We start from the raw sequence: 17897 nt of genomic DNA, 5'->3' as shown, positions 1-17897 counted from the left end.
GAGGCGCCCCCGCTTTCCCCCCTTAAGAAACCGGCCTTGACCGTATTTGCAATTGTCGACATGAAAGCGTTCACAGGAAAGCGTTACGAATCGACGAGGCTGCAAGATCGCGAATCGTGACCTGCGGCGTATCCGAATAAAGGGTAGCAGTTATGGCAGCAGCAGACGATCGTCTCGCATTCGAGGCTCACAAGAAGGAAATGTCGCTCGCGCTCGGCAAGGACGAGGACGCCTTTCGCCAGTCGCTCGAGACATTGGTGACGCTCGACAAATACGACTATGCCTATCTCTGGTCGTTCATGGGCGTGCCGATCATCCAGATGCCGGCCGATGTCATGGCGACCCAGGAAGTGATCTGGAACACCAAGCCGGACGTCATCATCGAAACGGGCGTCGCCCGCGGCGGTTCGGTGATCTTCATGGCCGCGATGCTGCAACTGATCGGCAAGGGCAAGGTCATCGGCGTCGATATCGACATCCGCGCGCACAATCGGGATTCGATCGAAAAGCATCCGATGTCCTCGCGCATTACGCTGATTGAAGGTCCGTCGACGACCGCCGAGACGCTGGCGAAGGTGAAGGCGGAAATTCCTGAGGGCGCCTCGGTCATGGTCGTGCTCGACAGCGACCACAGCCGCGACCACGTGCTGGATGAACTGCGCACCTATGGCCCGCTGGTCACCGAAGGCCAGTACATGGTGGTGGCGGATACGGTTCTTGGATGGGCCGACTCTTCGCAAACGCCCACCAAGCGCTCGAAAATCTGGCGCGCCGGCGACGAGCCCTACGCGGCGCTCAAGGCGTACATGGAAGAAACGACCCGCTTCGAGACCGATGAGGCCCTGAACGGCAAGCTTGTTCTTTCAAGCTCGCCGCGCGGCTATCTGCGCTGCATCGAAAAGTAGGGGCACGAAAAGAGCGGCTCGACCAGGCCTTCGTGCCGCTCGCCAACTCTCGATCGCGAAAACACGAACACTAGGCAAGTACCGGATGACTCGGAATATTGTCATCTCACAATCCATGTACTTTCCTTGGGTTGGGATGCTGGAGCAGATCAAACTGGCGGACGTGTTCGTCCACTACGACGATGTGCAGTTCTCGCGCGGCAGCTTCACAAACCGCGTACAGATCAAGACCCAGAACGGCGTCCGCTGGCTGACCGTGCCCTTGAAAGACCTTCGCATGGGGCAGCGGATCGATGAAGTGCTGATCGACAATCGAGACGACTGGCGGGCCCGCCACCGCGATATCCTCCGGCAGGCCTATATGAAGGCCCCCTTCGCCAAGGATATGCTGGAACTGGTCGACGATGTGTTCGCAAAGGACGCATCGACGATTGCGGATGTTGCACGCAATTCCATGCTCGCGCTTGCTGCCTACTTCAATCTGGACAGACCGAAGTTCGTCTCGTCGGACACGCTGACCATTGGCGGTGCGAGCAGCGAGAGAGTATACGACATCGCTGCGCATCTCGAAGGGACGGTTTATATCACCGGCCACGGCGCACGGAACTATCTCGATCACGATCTCTTCAATCGCAACGGAATATCGGTTCAGTACATGAACTACGAACGCACACCCTACCCGCAGATGCACGGAGAGTTCACCCCTTATGTGACGGCATTGGACCTCGTCGCCAATTGCGGTACCAAGGGCGCAAGTGTCGTGCATTCCGGAACTGTCGATTGGAGGGAGTTTACCAAGTGAAATCCGAGAACCTGGATAACGTGGCGTCGGAATATCTTCCAAACGCAGTCACATCGATCGAGAACAATCTCATTCTCAACTGGTATCCGCAGCGCATGGTCGAACGCTTTGGCAAATGCCAATCGCTGCTCGATCTTGGAATTGGCCACGGCTACACCCCTCACCTTTTCAACAAGGTCTGCGACCGCCACGTAATCGTGGAAGGCTCGCAGTTCGTCATTGATCTTTTCAAGAAGAACAGCCCGGACTTTTCCGGCGAGATCGTCTTCTCCTATTTCGAAGACTTCGAAACGGAAGAGCGCTTCGACGTCATCATCATGGGTTTCGTTCTCGAGCATGTCGACGATCCGGGCCTCGTCCTCGACCGGTTCCGGCGCTTCCTGAAACCCAATGGCCGTCTGTTCGCCGCGGTGCCGAATGCCAAGTCGTTGAACAGACGACTGGGCGTGGAACTCGGCAAGATCGACGACATCTACAGCCTGAACGCCAACGATCTGGCGCTCGGCCACAAGCGCCAATATTGCCGGGACACTTTCCGCGCCGAACTCGAAAATCATGGCTTCCGCGTGGTGCACGAGGAAGGCATCTATCTGAAGCCTTTGCCATTGCCCGTGTTGCAGACGCTGCCCGATTTCGAGGCCAATCTGCATGCCATGCTCAAGGTCGGCATTGAGTTCCCCGATCTTTGCGTCGGCCTGTTGATGGAAGCAGAACTGGCATGAAGACCGCCGCCATCATCGGCACGCGCTCGATGTTGGGGGGCCAGCTTGTCGCGCGCCTGCGGAACATGGGCGTCGAGACCATCAGTGTCGGCCGGGCGAAGACAGATGACATCTTCTTCGACATCGAAGGCGGCTCGGCAAAGGCACCGGATGGCCTGACCGCGGACGTGCTGTTCCATTGTGCAGCGAGCTTCGCCGACGACGGTCCATCGGGGACACAGCAAAACTTTGCGGCAAATGCCGCAAGCGCGCTTCACGTCGCCGAGCTCGCCAAACGGCTGCAGACCAGGGCGGTCATATACGCCGGATCGCTTTCCTCGGACGCGACGCTGGATGCGGCACCCCTGACATCCTACGGACTCACCAAGCAACTGGCAGAGCAAATGCTGGAATGGAGCTCGCAGAAACTGGGCTTTCGCTTCTGCAGCCTTCGCTTCTCGCAGCTTTATGACGTGGAGGGCCGCTGCTGCGCCCACCAGCCGTGGATGGGGCGTATCATCGCCTACGCGTCCCGTGGGCTCGACCTTCGCATGCCTGCTTCCCATGGTGTGCGCAACTTCCTGCACGTGCAGGACGCGGCAGATATGATGATCCGCGCGGCCGAAACGGGCATATCCGGTGTTTGCAATGCGGTTCACACGGAGGCGATGACCTGCGACAGGATCGCTGAAATCGCCTATGAAACCTTTGGGCTCGGGGGCAATGTCGTGATCGCGGCGGAGAAGGCTCCCTTTCGGAAGGTGAATTTTCCTGATGGTGCGGAAACACTGGCCGAGTTGGGCATGCCGCCTCTGATCACGATGCGAGACGGGATTGCCATGATCAAATCAGCCGGAACCGCCGAAGCATTCGGCCCGATGGACGTCAAGTAATGCACGACGACACAAAGCAATCGAAACAGCCGATTACGGTCGTGGTGACTGCGGTAGGCGCAATCATCGGCCAGGGTATCGTCGCGTCGCTCCGCCGATTGGAAGCACCGATCCGTATCATCGGCATCGATCGTGATGCCAATGGCATCGGTCGACACTTCTGCGACGACTTCGTCGCCAAGCCATCATGCGATGAGACCTCTCCCGTATATCTGGAGTTCTGGCTGGAACTGCTTCGGCGAGAAAACGTCGCACTGGCGCTACCCGGCCTGGAACTCGATGTCCTGTTCTTCAATGACAACCGTGCACGCTTCGAGGCGACCGAGACGCGCGTCGTCTTGAACAGCTCGCCGCTGATCGCGCTGGCGCAGGACAAATGGGACATGGGCGAGGCACTGCTGCAAGCGGACCTTCCGGCCATTCCGAGCACGCTTAGCCGCAGCCTGGAAGCTTGCACCCGCGAGCTCGGCCCCTTGCCGCTGCTGCTGAAGCCCCGTCGCGGCAACGGCTCCCGGGGAATAGCACTCCTGCGGGACGCGGCCGATTTCGATTATTGGACCCTGAAGAGCGCGGACGATTTCCTCATCCAGAAATTTGTGGGCAGCAACGACCAGGAATACACGGTCGGCGCGTTCGGATTTGGTGATGGCACGACGCTGCCGCCGATCGTCTTCAAGCGCAAGCTGTCCGTCGCCGGCAATACCCAATATGCCGAAGTCGTCGACGAGCCGCTCCTGACCGAGGCCGTGCGCAGGCTATCGCAACACTTCAAGCCGCTCGGACCGACGAACTATCAGTTCCGGCTGGAAGGCACGATCCCCTACCTGCTCGAAATCAATCCTCGCTTCTCGAGCAGTACCTCACTGCGTGCCGCCTTCGGCTACAACGAGGCGGCGATGGCGCTCGACTACTACGTTTACGGGAGAAAACCCGAAGCACCGGAGATCAAGACGGGCCGGGCCTGGCGCTACTCCGAGGACCTGGTGGTTCTATGATCGCCATCATTTCCGATATTCATGGCAACCTTCCCGCACTCGAGGCGGTGCTCGCACGCATCGACGAACTCGGCTGCAGCTCGATCCTGTCGCTGGGTGACGTCGTCGGATACTACGCTCAGCCGGGCGAGTGCGTAGACGTGCTGAAAGCACGCGGCATCGCAAACATCCTGGGCAATCACGATTATTACATCGTCAGCGGAGAAGGCTGCCCGCGATCGAAGATGGTCAATGACATCATCGAGTACCAGAGAGGCATCATTTCGGCCGATCAACGCGCCTGGCTCGCCGGATCGCAAACCTACGTCGTCGATGGATCGACCTATTTCGTTCACGGCAGCTGGCAGGATCCGATCGACGAATATCTCTACAAGGTTTCGGAGGCGCAGTTTCCCGACGGCTGCGAACGGCTTTTTGCCGGACACACCCATGTGCAGGTGCGCCTGGAGATCGGCGGCAAGGTCTTCTGCAATCCCGGCTCGGTCGGGCAACCGCGCGACGGCGACCCGCGCGCCGCCTTTGCGACGCTCTCGCCGGCAGGCATCGAACTCCACCGTGTCGCCTACGACATCGACAGGACGGCCCACCACATGCGGCAGGCGGGCTTCCCGGAGCGCTTTTACGAAAACCTCTATCTCGGCGCGCAGATCGGCGGCCGGATTGACAAGATCGTTGCCGCAGACGCAACCAACGACCGATCGGCTTGAGCACAGGCGACCCACATGACGAAACCTCGCATTCTCTACACCAAGCCCTCAATCACCGAACGCGAAGTCGCCTATGCCACCGATGCAGCGGCGAACGGCTGGGGCGAGCGCTGCTACGATTACATCAATCGCTTCGAGTCTGCCTTTGCCGCACATCTCGATGTCACCCATGCGATTTCGACATCGAGCTGCACCGGCGCGCTGCACATGGGCCTTGCCGCTCTCGGCGTCGGGCCGGGTGATGAAGTCATCCTGGCTGACACGAACTGGACCGCATCCGCCGCCCCGATCGTCCACCTCGGAGCAAAACCGGTCTTCGTCGATGTGCTCGCCGACAGCTGGTGCATCGACCCTGACAAGGCCGAAGCGGCCATCACGCCGAAGACCAAGGCGATCATGGCCGTGCATATCTACGGCAATCTCTGCGACATGGACCGCCTGCTCGAAATCGGCACGCGGCACAACATCCCCGTTGTCGAAGACGCAGCCGAAGCACTCGGATCGGAATGGCGCGGACGCAAGGCCGGTTCGCTCGGCGCCTTCGGCGCATTTTCCTTCCACGGCACCAAGACCATGACGACGGGCGAAGGCGGCATGTTCGTCACCAGCGACAGCAAGCTCTATGAAAAGGTGCTGACCCTTTCCAATCACGGCCGGGCACGCGGACAAAAGAAACAGTTCTGGCCGGACGAAGTCGGGTTCAAGTACAAGATGTCGAACCTTCAGGCGGCCGTCGGCCTGGCGCAGATCGAACGCGTCAACGAACTGGTCGAGCGCAAGCGCGAGATCTTCTACGCCTACAGGGAACAGCTCGCGGGCGTGAACTCCATCTCCATGAATCCGGAACCGGAAGACACGAAGAACGGCTTCTGGATGCCGACGGTCGTCTTCGCGCCGGAAACCGACGTCACGCGCGAGAAGCTTCAGGGTGCTTTCGCCGCCGAAAACATCGACGCCCGCGTCTTCTTCTGGCCGCTGAGCTCGCTGCCGCCCTTCGAAGGTGTGTCGGCAAACACCGTTGCCTATGACCTTCCCGGCCGGGCGATCAATTTGCCGAGCTATCACGACATGACGTCTGACGAGATCGGCCGGGTCGTGCAGGTCCTGCGCGACTGCGCAGCACATTGATGGCAGAACTCAGCGAAGCGATAAGGCAGACCGGAATTTCTGCCTGAGCGCCCGTTTGTGCGTCTTGAACCAGGGGGCGACCCGGAGGTCCATGTGCAGCTCAAGCGCGCGCTTCATCGCCTTCAGCTCGGCGGCCGACCATTGTCGTTCTGCAATCATCTCAAGTGCAATTCGTTTGTAGCGCCTGCGCGCTTCCAGCAGGTCTAGCGGCGGCAGGTGGTAGTCGGCCTGGCGCTTGATGCGCTGAATGAAACGCCCTTCCTGTGACAGGGCGACCGCATTGTCGAAAATCGCAGGCAGCAGCGCGAGATGGTCCGCAGCCCACGCGAACCCGTAGTCGGGAAGACGCCGCAGGGCCACGCCTGTGGCCTCTCTGCGCCATAGGCCGTAGAACCAGCTCGGGTGGCAGCCGAGAAGGATGTCGCGAATGCGCAGCGCTCGCTCCCCCGATAGCTGAGACGGCAGGCCGTAAAGTCGCTCGATCCGCTCCGGCAGCTCTACTATCCTCAACACCGGCGAAACGGCAAGCGAGGCATGCGGCTCCCTGTCCAACGCCGCGACGAGACCGGCAATGTGGTTCGGATCGGCAAGGTCATCGTCGGCACGCCAGCAGAAATAAGGAGCGCTGCTCATAGCGTGCGCTCTGTGGAAGTTCTCAGTTGCCGAAACCGTCTCACGGTAGAATACATGCCGAAACCGCGTGTCGGTCTTCACGAAATCCGCGCAGATGTCGGAGGTGCCGTCGGTCGATCCGTTGTCCGAGATGAAGACCTCAAAATCCTCGAACGTTTGGTCCCGAAGGCAGGCGAGGCACTCAGCGATGAAATCCGCGCCGTTATACGTTGGCAGCCCGATACCCACCCGCGCCATTTCCGTATCCTTCCCGGCAATTGATTGAGCCGGCAAATCGTGCAATGAACCGTGCGCGTCCGCCCCGAAAGTCGCGTTTCCGGCTGTGATAATTCGATCGCCTGGATTGTCAACATCGCACGAGCGATCCACGCGCAAGGTAGCATGGGTTATCTCAACGGGAGGAATGCGTCGCGCGCTGTACGCGCGTCACTGTGAGGTAGCTGCATGAAAGTCGTCATACTCGCCGGTGGTTACGGCACGCGCATCTCGGAAGAGAGCCATCTGAGACCCAAGCCGATGATCGAAATCGGCGGGCGGCCGATCCTCTGGCACATCATGAAGATCTATAGCCACTACGGCTTTTCGGATTTCGTGATCTGCCTCGGCTACCGCGGCTACATGATCAAGGAATACTTCTCCAACTACATCCTGCACTCTTCCGACGTCACCTATGACATGGCGACCGGCGAGACACTCTTCCATTCCAACAAGGCCGAGCCGTGGCGCGTGACGCTCGTCGACACCGGCACGGACTCAATGACCGGCGGGCGCCTGAAGCGCGTCGCCGATCACCTGGGCGATACCTTCTGCCTCACTTACGGCGATGGCGTTGCCGACGTGAACATCAAGGCGCTTACCGATTTCCATCGCAGCCACGGCCGCGAAGCGACCGTGACCAGCGTCGTTCCGCCGGGGCGTTACGGCGCGCTTGCCGTCAGCGACGGGCGGGTTCAGAGCTTCATCGAGAAGCCCGCCGGCGACAACAACCGCATCAATGGCGGCTTCTTCGTCCTCAACCGGTCCGTGCTCGATCGCATCGAGGGCGACCACACCTCGTTCGAAACCACGCCGCTCGAAGGCCTGGCCAGTGACGGCCAGTTGATGGCCTTCCCGCATGACGGTTTCTGGCGACCGATGGACACGCTGCGCGACAAGAACCAGCTCGAAGAACTCTGGCAACACGGTTCGGCGCCCTGGAAAGTCTGGTCATGAGCCGGCTTGCCAACCCCGCCTTCTGGGCCGGCAAACGCGTGCTTCTGACGGGCCACACCGGCTTCAAGGGAAGCTGGGCGCGGCTCTGGCTGGCGCAGATGGGCGCCCGCGTTGCCGGCTATGCCTTGCCGCCTGCCGCTGAGCCGTCTCTGCACGCCCTGCTCGGGCCAAGCGAAACCGCAGGCGAACATCTGAGCGATATCCGCGACGGCGATACGCTTGCGACGGCCATCCGCCAGTTCGACCCGGAAATCATCCTGCATATGGCGGCCCAGCCGCTGGTGCGCGAAAGCTACCGGACACCGGCCGAGACCTTCGATGTCAACGTCATGGGCACGGTGCGCCTGCTGGAGGCGGCCCGCACGGCGCCCGCGCTCAGAACGATCGTCGTCGTGACCACCGACAAGGTCTACCGCAACGACGAAAGCGGCCGGCATTTTCCGGAAGAGGCCGCACTCGGCGGCCATGACCCCTACTCCGGCTCGAAGGCTGCCTGCGAACTGGTCGTTTCGACCTGGCGGGATTCGTTCCTGCGCGAGCGCGGCATCCGGGTCGCGACCGCCCGCGGCGGCAATGTGCTGGGCGGTGGCGACTTCTCCGTCGACCGATTGGTCCCCGATATCGTCCGAGCTGCACTATCGGGCGAGATGCTCGATATCCGCAGCCCCATGGCGACCCGGCCCTGGCAGCACGTGCTCGATTGCCTCAACGGTTACTTCGTCTATGCCGAAGCGCTGCACGAGGGCCAAACCGATGTTGCAGCACTGAATTTCGGCCCCTCCCCCGCAGAACGGCAGATCCCCGTGCGCGATGTCGCCGGCGCAATCCAGATCGCCATGGGTCTGCAGACAGGATGGCGCGACAGTTCGTCTGAGGATCGGCCCCGCGAAATGCAGACGCTCGGCCTCGATCCGGCCCTTGCGCTGAAGGCCTTGTCCTGGACCGCGCGGCTCTCGCAGGATCAGGCGATCGCCTGGACCGCGCACTGGTATGACGGCTGGCGTCGCGGCGGCTCCGCCCGCGACCTGACGCTCGGCCAAATCGACGCTTTCATGAGAGGCTAACGACTTCGATGCCCCACAACTGCCGTTTCTGTTCGACGCCGCTCACGACCGTCGTCGCCGACCTGGGATCGACGCCCTGGTCGAATTCGTTCCTGGAGCCGACAGAGGAAGCAATCGCGCGCGAACGCTCGTTTCCTCTGAAGGCCATGGTCTGCTCCGAATGCCTGCTGGTGCAGACAACGGAGACCGTGCCGGCCGACGAGATCTTCACCGACGGTTACGCCTATCTCTCGTCGTTCTCGACCAGTTGGCTGGAGCACGCCCGCCGTTACGCCGAGACCATGACCGAGCGCTTCGGACTCGGCAACGCGTCACAGGTGGTTGAGATCGCCTCGAATGACGGCTACCTGCTGCAATATTTCGTCGCCAAGGGCGTGCCCGTGCTCGGCGTCGAGCCCGCCGCCAATGCGGCACGGATCGCCGAAGACCGCAACGTTCCGACCGAGGTGGCCTTCTTCGGCCGCGAAACCGCGACGGCGCTCGTCAATCGCGGCATCCGCGCCGACCTGACCGCCGCCAACAACGTGCTGGCCCATGTGCCCGATATCGCGGATTTCGTCGGCGGCTTCGCCATCCTGCTGAAACCCGATGGCGTGGCGACGTTCGAGTTTCCGCATCTGTTGCGTCTCATGGAAGGCGTGCAGTTCGACACGATCTACCACGAACACTATTCCTACCTGTCGCTGGCCGCCGTCGAACGGATCTTCGCAAACGCCGGCCTGAAGGTCTTCGACGTCGAGGAACTCGCGACCCACGGCGGTTCGCTGCGGGTCTTTGCTCAACTGGCCTCCGGTGCGCGCGAAGCGACCGAAAGGCTAGCAGCTGTCCGCGAGAAGGAAGCCGCAGCCGGCCTGATGCGGATGGAAACCTACGCTGCCTTCGACGACCGGATCGCCGCCGTCTGCAAAGGATTTCAAGAGTTCCTGGCGCGTGCCAAGGCCGAAGGCAAGACGGTGGCCGCCTATGGCGCCGCCGCCAAGGGAAACACTTTCCTCAATGTCTGCGGCGTAAAGCCGGGCGACATTGCCTTCGCGGTCGACCGCAACGATCTGAAGCAGGGCAAGCTGTTGCCGGGCACCCATATCCCGGTGCACGCACCGGCCCACCTGCAGGTTGCGAAGCCCGATTATCTCGTCATCCTGCCGTGGAACCTGACCACGGAAATCGTTGCGGACAATGCCGCAATCCGCGACTGGGACGGACAGTTCGTCGTTGCAATTCCGGAGCTGAAAATCTTCTGATTCCCGGCGCCGGGCGGAGAAAATGTGGACATGCTTCCGCCCGGACCCCACACCAAGCAGCGAAAATCCATAATGTATATCGCCTGGGGTTGGTCTGCCCCAAATTTGACGTGTTCAGATTGAAATTCGGCGATGGCGTGGGTTCCAACAGTTGCAAATTAGCACCCTAAGGAGGTGCAATGTCCACTATTGACCTATGCCTTGTCGCCACCCGGCGACCGGACCTGCTTGCCCAGACGCTGGCCAGCTTCCGGGACAGGATCTTTCTCAGGCTCGAGCTGCGCGGCGCCTATCTCAACCTTGATCCGATCTTCGGATCGCCCGAGGATCACAGCACTTGCGTGGAGATCTTCCGCAGCCACTTCCCCGACGGCATCGTCTTCCAACCGGAGAACCCCGGCTTCTGCGCGGCTGTCGCGAGACTCTGGTCGTCGACCAGCGCCGACTGGGTCTTCCATCTGGAAGACGATTGCCCTGAGGGACATGGGAGAGGAATTGCTGGCACCCTTTGCCGATCCGGCGATCACCCAGGTGTCATTCCATACGGCGGACCAGAACTGGGATATCCGCCGCAAGGGTCACTTCCACCGGCGAAACGAGTATGCGCGTTTCCTCGGGATCAAGATCCCGCTGTTTCGCACCTTCCCGAAATTCACAACGTCTCCCTCCATCCTTCGCGGCGGCTTTGCGCACCATTGCGCCGGGCTGATGGATTTTTCTCGTGACCCCGAGAAGCAGTTCTATTCCGGCGTAAATCCGGCAATGGAAACCTACGTCGCCCGGTGCCGGAACTACATCTTCTCGCCTGAGGCCCGCCCGGTCATCAAGGACATCGGACGGGAATGGCGCGAACAGCGCCGCATCCGGAAGGTGATCACCGACTCGGCCTCGATCTGGCGGCAAAGCGCGTAAACGTGCCGGCTCTACTGCATGTTTCCTTCAATCGTACCCGATAAAGGACAAAAACATGCAGCACTTCAAAGTGCTACAGCGACCTTTGCGCGTCTGATAAGACGCGCGGCGCTGTAGGGCGCGGTTCCCCCCAACAAGGGTTACGCAAGCGGGATGCTCGTCCCGCTTGCGCTGGTACCGTCACGCGGTCGCGGCAGCGTCCTTGCGCTGGAACCCCTTGCTCGCCACCATCAGGCTGCGCGTATAGTCCTCGCCGATCCGCCCGGCGACGAGATCGCCGGAAGACAGGTAATCGACGACGCGCCCGCCCTGCATGACCGCCAGCCGGTCGCACATATGGGTGACGACGCCGAGGTCATGGCTGACCATGATGAAGGTGAGCTTGCGGTCGCGCCTGACCTGCTCCAGTAGGTTCAGGACCTCTGCCTGCACCGAAGCGTCGAGCGCCGACGTCGGTTCGTCGAGAAGCAGGGTCGAGGGCTCGAGGATCAGCGCCCGGGCAATGGCGATACGCTGGCGCTGCCCACCAGAAAGCTGATGCGGATAGCGGAAGCGGAACCCCGACCCGAGACCGACTTCGTCGAGCGCCTTGAGGATGCGGCGTTCGCCGTCCGTCACGCCGTGGATAGCCAAAGGCTCAAGCAGTTGCCGGTCGATCGTCTGGCGCGGGTGCAGCGAGCCGTAGGGATCCTGGAACACCATCTGCACGGCGCGATAGAAGGCCTTGTCGCGCTTGGCACCCTTGAGCACCCGATCATGGACGCGGATGGTACCGCCCGTAACAGGCGCAAGACCGGCGATTGCCCGGAGCAAGGTCGACTTGCCCGATCCGGACTCGCCGACGAGACCAAAGGATTCGCCCGGCGCAATCTCGACGCTAACGTCGTTCAGCGCCTTGAATTCGTCATAGGTGACGGAGAGATTCGAAACGGAAACGGCTGATGTCATTGAGCCCACTCCGGCTTGCGGTCGAGAACCGGCAGGGGATGGCGATCGGATCCGATCGCCGGCATGCAGTTCAGCAAACCTTGCGTATAGGGATGCTTGGCGTTGGCGAGTTCGGACGCAGCCAGTTCCTCCACGATCCTGCCGGCATACATGACAATCACCCGGTCGCAGAAGGACGAGACGAGCCTGAGATCGTGCGAGACGAAAATCAGGCCCATGCCGCGCTCGGCAACCAGCTTGTCGAGGATACCAAGCACTTCGAGCTGCACGGTGACGTCAAGCGCCGAGGTCGGTTCGTCGGCGATCAGCAGTTCCGGTCCGGCAACCAGCATCATCGCGATCATCGCGCGCTGGCCCATACCGCCCGAAACCTCGTGCGGGTAGAGATCGTAGACACGCTTCGGATCGCGGATCTGCACGGCCGCGAGCATGTCGAGCGCCCGCTCCCGGGCTTCGCCGCGGCTGACACTCTCATGCTGCCTGAGCGTCTCGACGATCTGCCGGCCGATGCTCATGACCGGGTTCAGCGAATATTTCGGGTCCTGCAGGATCATCGCGATGCGCTTGCCCCGGAGGTCCCGACGGACCTTTGGCGATGCCGAGAGCAAATCGATACCGTCGAAGGACAGTTGCTTGGCCGTCACCTGCGCATGGCCCGGCGTCAACCCCATGATCGCCCGGCCCGTCTGCGACTTGCCGGAGCCGCTTTCGCCGACGATGCCGAGGCGTTCGCGGCCGAGCGTGAAGGAGACGCCACGTACCGCCTCGATGAGGCCGGTACGGGTCGGGAACGAGATCTTGAGGTCTTCTACCGTCAGCAGCGTACTCATTGGCCGCTCTCCCGGGGATCGAGCGCGTCGCGCAGGCCGTCGCCGAGCAGATTGAAGCCGAGGCTGACGATCAGGATCGCAATGCCGGGCATCGTTGCAACCCACCACTGATCAAGGATGAAGCGGCGGCCCGAGGCGATCATCGCACCCCATTCCGGCAAGGGCGGCTGGGCGCCGAGGCCGAGGAAGCCGAGGCCAGCGGCCGTCAGAATGATGCCGGCCATGTCGAGCGTGACGCGCACGATCAGCGACGACATGCACATCGGCATCACGTGCCGGAAGACGATGCGGATCGGCGACGCGCCCATGAGCTGCACCGCCGAGATATAGTCCGAGTTGCGAACCGTCAGCGTCTCGGCGCGGGCAATGCGTGCATAGGGCGGCCAGGAGGTGATCGCGATCGCGATGACAGCGTTTTCGATCCCCGGTCCGAGCGCCGCGACGAAGGCGAGCGCCAGCACCAGCTTCGGGAAGGCAAGGAAGATATCGGTGATGCGCATCAGCACCGCATCGACCCAGCCACCGGCATAGCCGGCGACCGCGCCGACGATCAGGCCGATCGGCGCTGCGATAACAGCGACCAGCAGCACGACGGCAAGCGTCAGCCGCGAACCATGGATCAGCCGCGAAAGGATGTCGCGACCGAGATCGTCGGTGCCGAGCAGGTAGCCGGGGCTTCCTGGTGGCTGCAGCCGGGCGTTGGCAAGATCGCCGATATAGGGCGAGTGCGGCGCCAGGACATCGGCGAAGGCCGCAACGAAGACCAGCGCCAGCAGGATGATGAGGCCTAGAACGGCAAGCCTGTTGGCGGCAAAGCGCTGCCAGGTCATGTAGGCGCGGCCGAGACGGGCCTGGGTGCGCGACTGCGGGCGATCGGACAGCAGCCATTCGCGCCGCGTCATCGGGCGTGTCGGGGGACGTGTTTCGGTAACGGTGCTCATCGCTGGCGCGTCCTCGGGTCGAGCGTCCGGTAGAGAAGATCGGACAGGAGATTGATGCCGATGAAGACCGAACCGATGACGATGGTGCCACCAAGCACGGCGTTCATGTCGGCATTCTGCAGCGAGTTGGTGATGTACAGGCCAAGGCCCGGCCAGGCGAACACGGTTTCTGTCAGCACCGAGCCTTCGAGCAGGCCGGCATAGGAAAGCGCAATCACGGTCACGAGCGGCACCGCCGCGTTTCTGAGCGCATGACCCCAGATGATACGGGTCTCGGAAAGGCCCTTGGCGCGCGCGGCGACGATATATTCCTGCTGCAGCTCATTGAGCATGAAGCTGCGCGTCATGCGGCTGATATAGGCGAGCGAGAAGTAACCGAGCAGCGACGCCGGCAGGATGATGTGGCGGAAAACGTCCCACAGCACGTCCCACTGCCGCTGCCAGAGCGCGTCGAACAGGTAGAAGCCGGTGATCGGCGTGAACGTATATTCGAAGACGATGTCGATGCGGCCGGGATAGGCGACCCATTTCAGCCGCGCGTAAAAGACGAGCAGCGACAGGAGCGCCAGCCAGAAGATCGGCACCGAGTAGCCGACGAGGCCGATGACGCGGACGATCTGGTCGGCGATGCTGCCGCGCTTGACGGCGGCGAGAACGCCGAGCGGCACGCCGAAGATGGCGCCGATGAGGGTGCCGAGCGTCGCAAGCTCCATGGTCGCCGGGAAGACGCGGCGGATGTCGGTCATGACGGGGTTCGTGGTCAGCACCGAAACGCCGAAATCGCCGGTCAGCGCCTGGCGGACATAGATGAAGAATTGTTGGTAGAGGGGCAGGTTCAGCCCCATCGCCTCGCGCGTCCTTTCGACGACGTGCGTCGGCGCCCGGTCGCCGAGAACGGCCAGAACCGGGTCGATCGGGATCACCCGGCCGATGAAGAAGGTGACGGCCAGAAGGCCGAGATAGGTGGTGACGACAACGACAAGAAAGCGCAGCACGGCTGACACGATCTTGCCGGGACGGGCGCGTTTGCGCCCGTCCACTGTCCCTGTTGCGCTCATGCTCAAGGGAACGATCCTTTCGGTTTATTCCTTCGAGACGGCTTATTCTTTCGAAATTCCGGCGACGAAGTTGGTGTCGAAGCTCGGACCAAGCTTCAGGCCCTTGACGTTGCCGCGGTAGCCGGCGACTTCGGTCTGCTGGAAGATGATGACGAACGGGCTTTCGCCCAGAACGGTCTTCTGCAGTTCCTTGTAGGTCTCGGCACGCTTGGCGCTGTCGCGCTCGAGCAGAGCGTCCTTGGTCTTCTTCGTCAGCTCCGGAACGTCCCAGGCATTGCGCCAGGCAAGCGTCTTGTTCTTGCCTTCGTCGGAATTGTCAGGGTTGCTGGTGAAGGTTTCAGCGTTGGAGTTCGGATCGAAATAGTCCATGCCCCACTGGCCGATATACATGTCGTGGTTACGAGCACGATACTTCGTCAGCGTCTGCTTCCCGTCGCCCGGGATGATTTCGAGCTTCACCCCGGCCTGGCCTAGCGTCTGCTGGAAGGATTCGGCAATACCGGTGACCGGCTGGCCGTTGCGAACGTCCATGGTGACGGTGAAGCCGTCGGCAAGGCCGGCCTTCGTCAGCAGTTCCTTCGCCTTGGCGACGTCGAGCTTGTAGGGGTTCTCGTCGAGGGCACCCAGAACGCCCTTCGGCAGGAAGCTCTGGTGGATCTCGCCGATGCCCTTGATGAGCGTCGAGCCGATCGCATCATAGTCGACCAGATACTTGAAGGCTTCACGCACTTCAGGCTTGGCGAGGTTGGCGTTCTTCTGGTTGAGGCTGATGTAGTAGACCGTGCCCTTCGGCGCATTCGTCGTGGCGAGGTCGGCGTTCTTCGAAACGGCGTCGTAATCGCCCGGCTCGAGGTTGCGTGCGACGTCGATATCGCCCGCTTCGAGCGCCAGGCGCTGGCCCGAGCTTTCCTTCATGTGGCGATAGATGACGCGGGCGAGCTTGGCCTGTTCGCCATAGTAGTTGTCGTTGCGCTCGAGCACGATAACCTCGTTGGCGCGCCACTCGCGCAGCTTGAACGGACCGGAGCCGGCGTAGCCGGTCTTCAGCCATTCGTTGCCGAAGTCGTTGTCGTACTTGAAGTCGTCGCTCGGCGTGACCACTTTGACGTGTTCGAGAACGAGTTTCTTGTCGAGGACTGCGCCCACGGTCGCCGTCAGGCAATTCAGAACAAAGCTCGGAGCATAGGGCTGGTCGACGGTAAAGACGAAGGTCGTCTCGTCGGTAGCCTTGGCCTTTTCCGTCACGTTGTCGCCGTTGAGGCCAAACTGGGTGAGGATAAAGGCGGGGCTCTTGTCGAGCTTGACGGCGCGCTCGAACGACCAGGCGACGTCCTCGGCGGTTACCGGGTTGCCGGAGGCGAACTTAAGGCCGGACTTCAGCTTGAACGTATAGGTCAGGCCGTCATCGGACACGGTCCAGCTGTCGGCGAGGTCGCCGACGACCTTGGTTGTGTCGTTGATGTCGAGGCGCACCAGCATGCTGTAGGTGTTGCCGGTGATTTCGGCCGCGGTCAGCTCGAAGGCTTCGCCCGGATCCATGGAGATGACGTCGTCGATCGCAAAGGCTTCGACCAGCGTGTCCTTCGGCGTTTCGGCAAAGGCCGGTGCGGTCGCGGCCATCACCATGGCAAGCGCCGCAGAAGCGGTCAGAAGACGAAGACGTCCATTGAGCTTGTGCATCATTTTTTGCAGTTCCCTCGTTTGCGCCCTTTTGGGCCCTTCTTCATGGGTTCAGGCGGCCTCGTGCCAAGCCTGCCCCAGAACTCTCCACCAGTTCTCCCGGCATATCTTTGCCAGTTCGGCGTCACCATATCCGGCGCCTCTCAACGCAGTAACGAGCGCATGGTTACCGGCTGCGTCAGCGATCCCCACGGGGATCGTTGCGCCATCGAAATCCGATCCGAGCGCCACGCATTCGATGCCCATGCGCTCGACCATGTAGTCGACATGGCGAACCATGTCGGAAAGCGGCGTCGCGGCATTTTCCTGGCCGTCGGCGCGCAGCATCGTTGTCGCATAGTTGAGCCCGACGAGCCCCTTGCTTTCGCGGATGGCGTCCAGCTGCTTGTCCGTCAGGTTGCGCGCAACCGGCGTCAGCGCATGCGCGTTCGAATGGCTGGCAACCAGCGGCTGGTCCGTGGTTTTCGCGACGTCCCAGAAGCCCTGCTCTGTGATGTGGGCGAGGTCGATCAGGATGCCCAGCCGGTTGCAGGCACGCACGAGTTCGAAACCCGCATCCGTCAGCCCCGGCGCTGTGTCCGGCGACTTCGGATAGGAGAACGGCACGCCATGGCCGAAGACGTTGTGGCGGCTCCAGACCGGCCCAAGCGAGCGCAGGCCGGCGGCATAGAAGGTTTCGAGCGCCGACAGATCCGCACCAATCGCCTCGCAGCCTTCCATGTGGAGCACCGAGGCGAAGACACCTTTCTCGACCGCTCCGCGGATTTCGGCGGTCGAGCGGCAAAGCTTCCAGGCCCCTGCCCGGTCGAGGCGAACGGCGATGTCGGCGAGCTCGATGGCGATCGCCAGCGACGGCAAGTGTTCGAGGGGCGCGGAGAGCGGCGTTTCGTAATGGCCGTTTTCATCCGGCGGCTGCAGGACCAGATCGCCCGAGGGCACGTAGATCGCCGAAATGCCGCCGATGAGGCCGCCCGCTTTGGCGCGCGGCGCGTCGATGTGGCCCTCGCCGATACCGTCGACGAATTCGCGGACCGGGTCAGCCCCCTTTCGGGCGTTCTGCCACAGGCGCAGAAGCACGTCGTTATGGCCATCGAAAACCGCCTGCATTCCTGAATTCCTTCATCATTTCAGGGAGATCGAACGGAGCACCTACGGCCGCGTCCGGGGAAAGGTTGTGGCGATGCTAGTGAAAGGCCAAAGCCTTTTCAATGAATATCAGGGGGTTTTACCCAGGGCTGCCTGTAGCG

General features: G+C 61.8%; 18 protein-coding genes. 11 read left to right on the top strand and 7 right to left on the bottom strand.

Annotated features, from left to right (window positions below; translation table 11 throughout):
- Positions 1–152: 152 nt before the first annotated feature.
- The 7 genes from ACTJKM_RS18905 (at position 153) to ACTJKM_RS18875 (ending at position 6131) form a co-directional block, all read left to right on the top strand.
- A complete protein-coding gene (locus ACTJKM_RS18905) occupies positions 153–905 on the top strand; it encodes a cephalosporin hydroxylase family protein (protein ID WP_058326428.1) in 753 nt (250 codons plus the stop codon).
- 85 nt (positions 906–990) lie between these two features.
- Positions 991–1707: a WbqC family protein gene (locus tag ACTJKM_RS18900; protein ID WP_058326429.1), complete on the top strand. Its 717-nt coding sequence runs from the start codon at positions 991–993 to the stop codon at positions 1705–1707.
- Positions 1704–2429, top strand: a complete 726-nt coding sequence (locus ACTJKM_RS18895; protein WP_057249103.1) for a class I SAM-dependent methyltransferase — start codon at positions 1704–1706, stop codon at positions 2427–2429. Before ACTJKM_RS18900 ends, ACTJKM_RS18895 begins: the two co-directional genes overlap by 4 nt.
- On the top strand, positions 2426–3301 hold the full coding sequence (locus tag ACTJKM_RS18890; protein WP_057249102.1) for an NAD-dependent epimerase/dehydratase family protein: 876 nt from the start codon (positions 2426–2428) through the stop codon (positions 3299–3301). Before ACTJKM_RS18895 ends, ACTJKM_RS18890 begins: the two co-directional genes overlap by 4 nt.
- On the top strand, positions 3301–4296 hold the full coding sequence (locus ACTJKM_RS18885) for an ATP-grasp domain-containing protein (protein WP_058326430.1): 996 nt from the start codon (positions 3301–3303) through the stop codon (positions 4294–4296). Before ACTJKM_RS18890 ends, ACTJKM_RS18885 begins: the two co-directional genes overlap by 1 nt.
- The gene (locus ACTJKM_RS18880; protein WP_058326431.1) at positions 4293–5003 is read left to right on the top strand and encodes a metallophosphoesterase family protein; all 711 of its coding nucleotides are present in this window, start codon (positions 4293–4295) and stop codon (positions 5001–5003) included. Before ACTJKM_RS18885 ends, ACTJKM_RS18880 begins: the two co-directional genes overlap by 4 nt.
- Positions 5004–5018: 15 nt before the next feature.
- A complete protein-coding gene (locus ACTJKM_RS18875; RefSeq protein WP_057249099.1) occupies positions 5019–6131 on the top strand; it encodes a DegT/DnrJ/EryC1/StrS family aminotransferase in 1113 nt (370 codons plus the stop codon).
- Between the two features lie 9 nt (positions 6132–6140).
- On the opposite strand, the gene ACTJKM_RS18870 is transcribed toward ACTJKM_RS18875, so the two are convergent.
- The gene (locus ACTJKM_RS18870; protein ID WP_058326432.1) at positions 6141–7001 is read right to left on the bottom strand and encodes a glycosyltransferase family 2 protein; all 861 of its coding nucleotides are present in this window, start codon (positions 6999–7001) and stop codon (positions 6141–6143) included.
- 207 nt (positions 7002–7208) lie between these two features.
- On the opposite strand from ACTJKM_RS18870, the gene rfbF reads away from it, so the two are divergent.
- The 4 genes from rfbF (at position 7209) to ACTJKM_RS18850 (ending at position 11193) form a co-directional block, all read left to right on the top strand.
- Positions 7209–7976, top strand: a complete 768-nt coding sequence (rfbF, locus tag ACTJKM_RS18865) for a glucose-1-phosphate cytidylyltransferase (protein ID WP_057249097.1) — start codon at positions 7209–7211, stop codon at positions 7974–7976.
- Positions 7973–9040, top strand: coding sequence for a CDP-glucose 4,6-dehydratase (gene rfbG, locus ACTJKM_RS18860; protein ID WP_057249096.1), 1068 nt, complete (start codon positions 7973–7975; stop codon positions 9038–9040). The genes rfbF and rfbG overlap by 4 nt, the downstream gene beginning before the upstream one ends.
- Before the next feature lie 8 nt (positions 9041–9048).
- A complete protein-coding gene (locus ACTJKM_RS18855) occupies positions 9049–10281 on the top strand; it encodes a class I SAM-dependent methyltransferase (RefSeq protein WP_057249095.1) in 1233 nt (410 codons plus the stop codon).
- Between the two features lie 495 nt (positions 10282–10776).
- Positions 10777–11193 (top strand): hypothetical protein, encoded by a 417-nt coding sequence (locus ACTJKM_RS18850; protein WP_440637753.1) that lies wholly within the window; start codon positions 10777–10779, stop codon positions 11191–11193.
- A 180-nt stretch (positions 11194–11373) separates the two neighbouring features.
- Here ACTJKM_RS18850 and ACTJKM_RS18845 read toward each other — a convergent pair whose 3' ends face one another.
- Genes ACTJKM_RS18845 through ACTJKM_RS18820 form a run of 6 tightly spaced genes read right to left on the bottom strand, consistent with a single transcriptional unit; the run spans position 11374 to position 17757 of the window.
- Entirely contained in the window at positions 11374–12141 is a 768-nt protein-coding gene (locus ACTJKM_RS18845; protein WP_440660722.1) for an ABC transporter ATP-binding protein, read from the bottom strand.
- Positions 12138–12971 (bottom strand): ABC transporter ATP-binding protein, encoded by an 834-nt coding sequence (locus tag ACTJKM_RS18840; protein WP_058326434.1) that lies wholly within the window; start codon positions 12969–12971, stop codon positions 12138–12140. Before ACTJKM_RS18840 ends, ACTJKM_RS18845 begins: the two co-directional genes overlap by 4 nt.
- Positions 12968–13912, bottom strand: a complete 945-nt coding sequence (gene nikC, locus ACTJKM_RS18835; RefSeq protein ID WP_057249092.1) for a nickel transporter permease — start codon at positions 13910–13912, stop codon at positions 12968–12970. The genes ACTJKM_RS18840 and nikC overlap by 4 nt, the downstream gene beginning before the upstream one ends.
- Positions 13909–14970, bottom strand: a complete 1062-nt coding sequence (locus ACTJKM_RS18830; RefSeq protein WP_057249091.1) for an ABC transporter permease — start codon at positions 14968–14970, stop codon at positions 13909–13911. Before ACTJKM_RS18830 ends, nikC begins: the two co-directional genes overlap by 4 nt.
- A gap of 42 nt (positions 14971–15012) precedes the next feature.
- Positions 15013–16653 carry an ABC transporter substrate-binding protein gene (locus ACTJKM_RS18825; RefSeq protein WP_057249090.1) on the bottom strand — a complete coding sequence of 547 codons (1641 nt, stop codon included), beginning with the start codon at positions 16651–16653 and terminating at the stop codon, positions 15013–15015.
- Between the two features lie 48 nt (positions 16654–16701).
- Positions 16702–17757 carry a dipeptidase gene (locus tag ACTJKM_RS18820; RefSeq protein ID WP_057249089.1) on the bottom strand — a complete coding sequence of 352 codons (1056 nt, stop codon included), beginning with the start codon at positions 17755–17757 and terminating at the stop codon, positions 16702–16704.
- Positions 17758–17897 lie beyond the last annotated feature (140 nt).

Source organism: Ensifer sp. 22460, from assembly GCF_052044935.1.
In the GTDB taxonomy this organism is placed as follows: Bacteria; Pseudomonadota; Alphaproteobacteria; order Rhizobiales; family Rhizobiaceae; genus Ensifer.
Note: the sequence above shows the minus strand (reverse complement) of the source record. Positions and strands in the feature narration are given on the sequence as shown.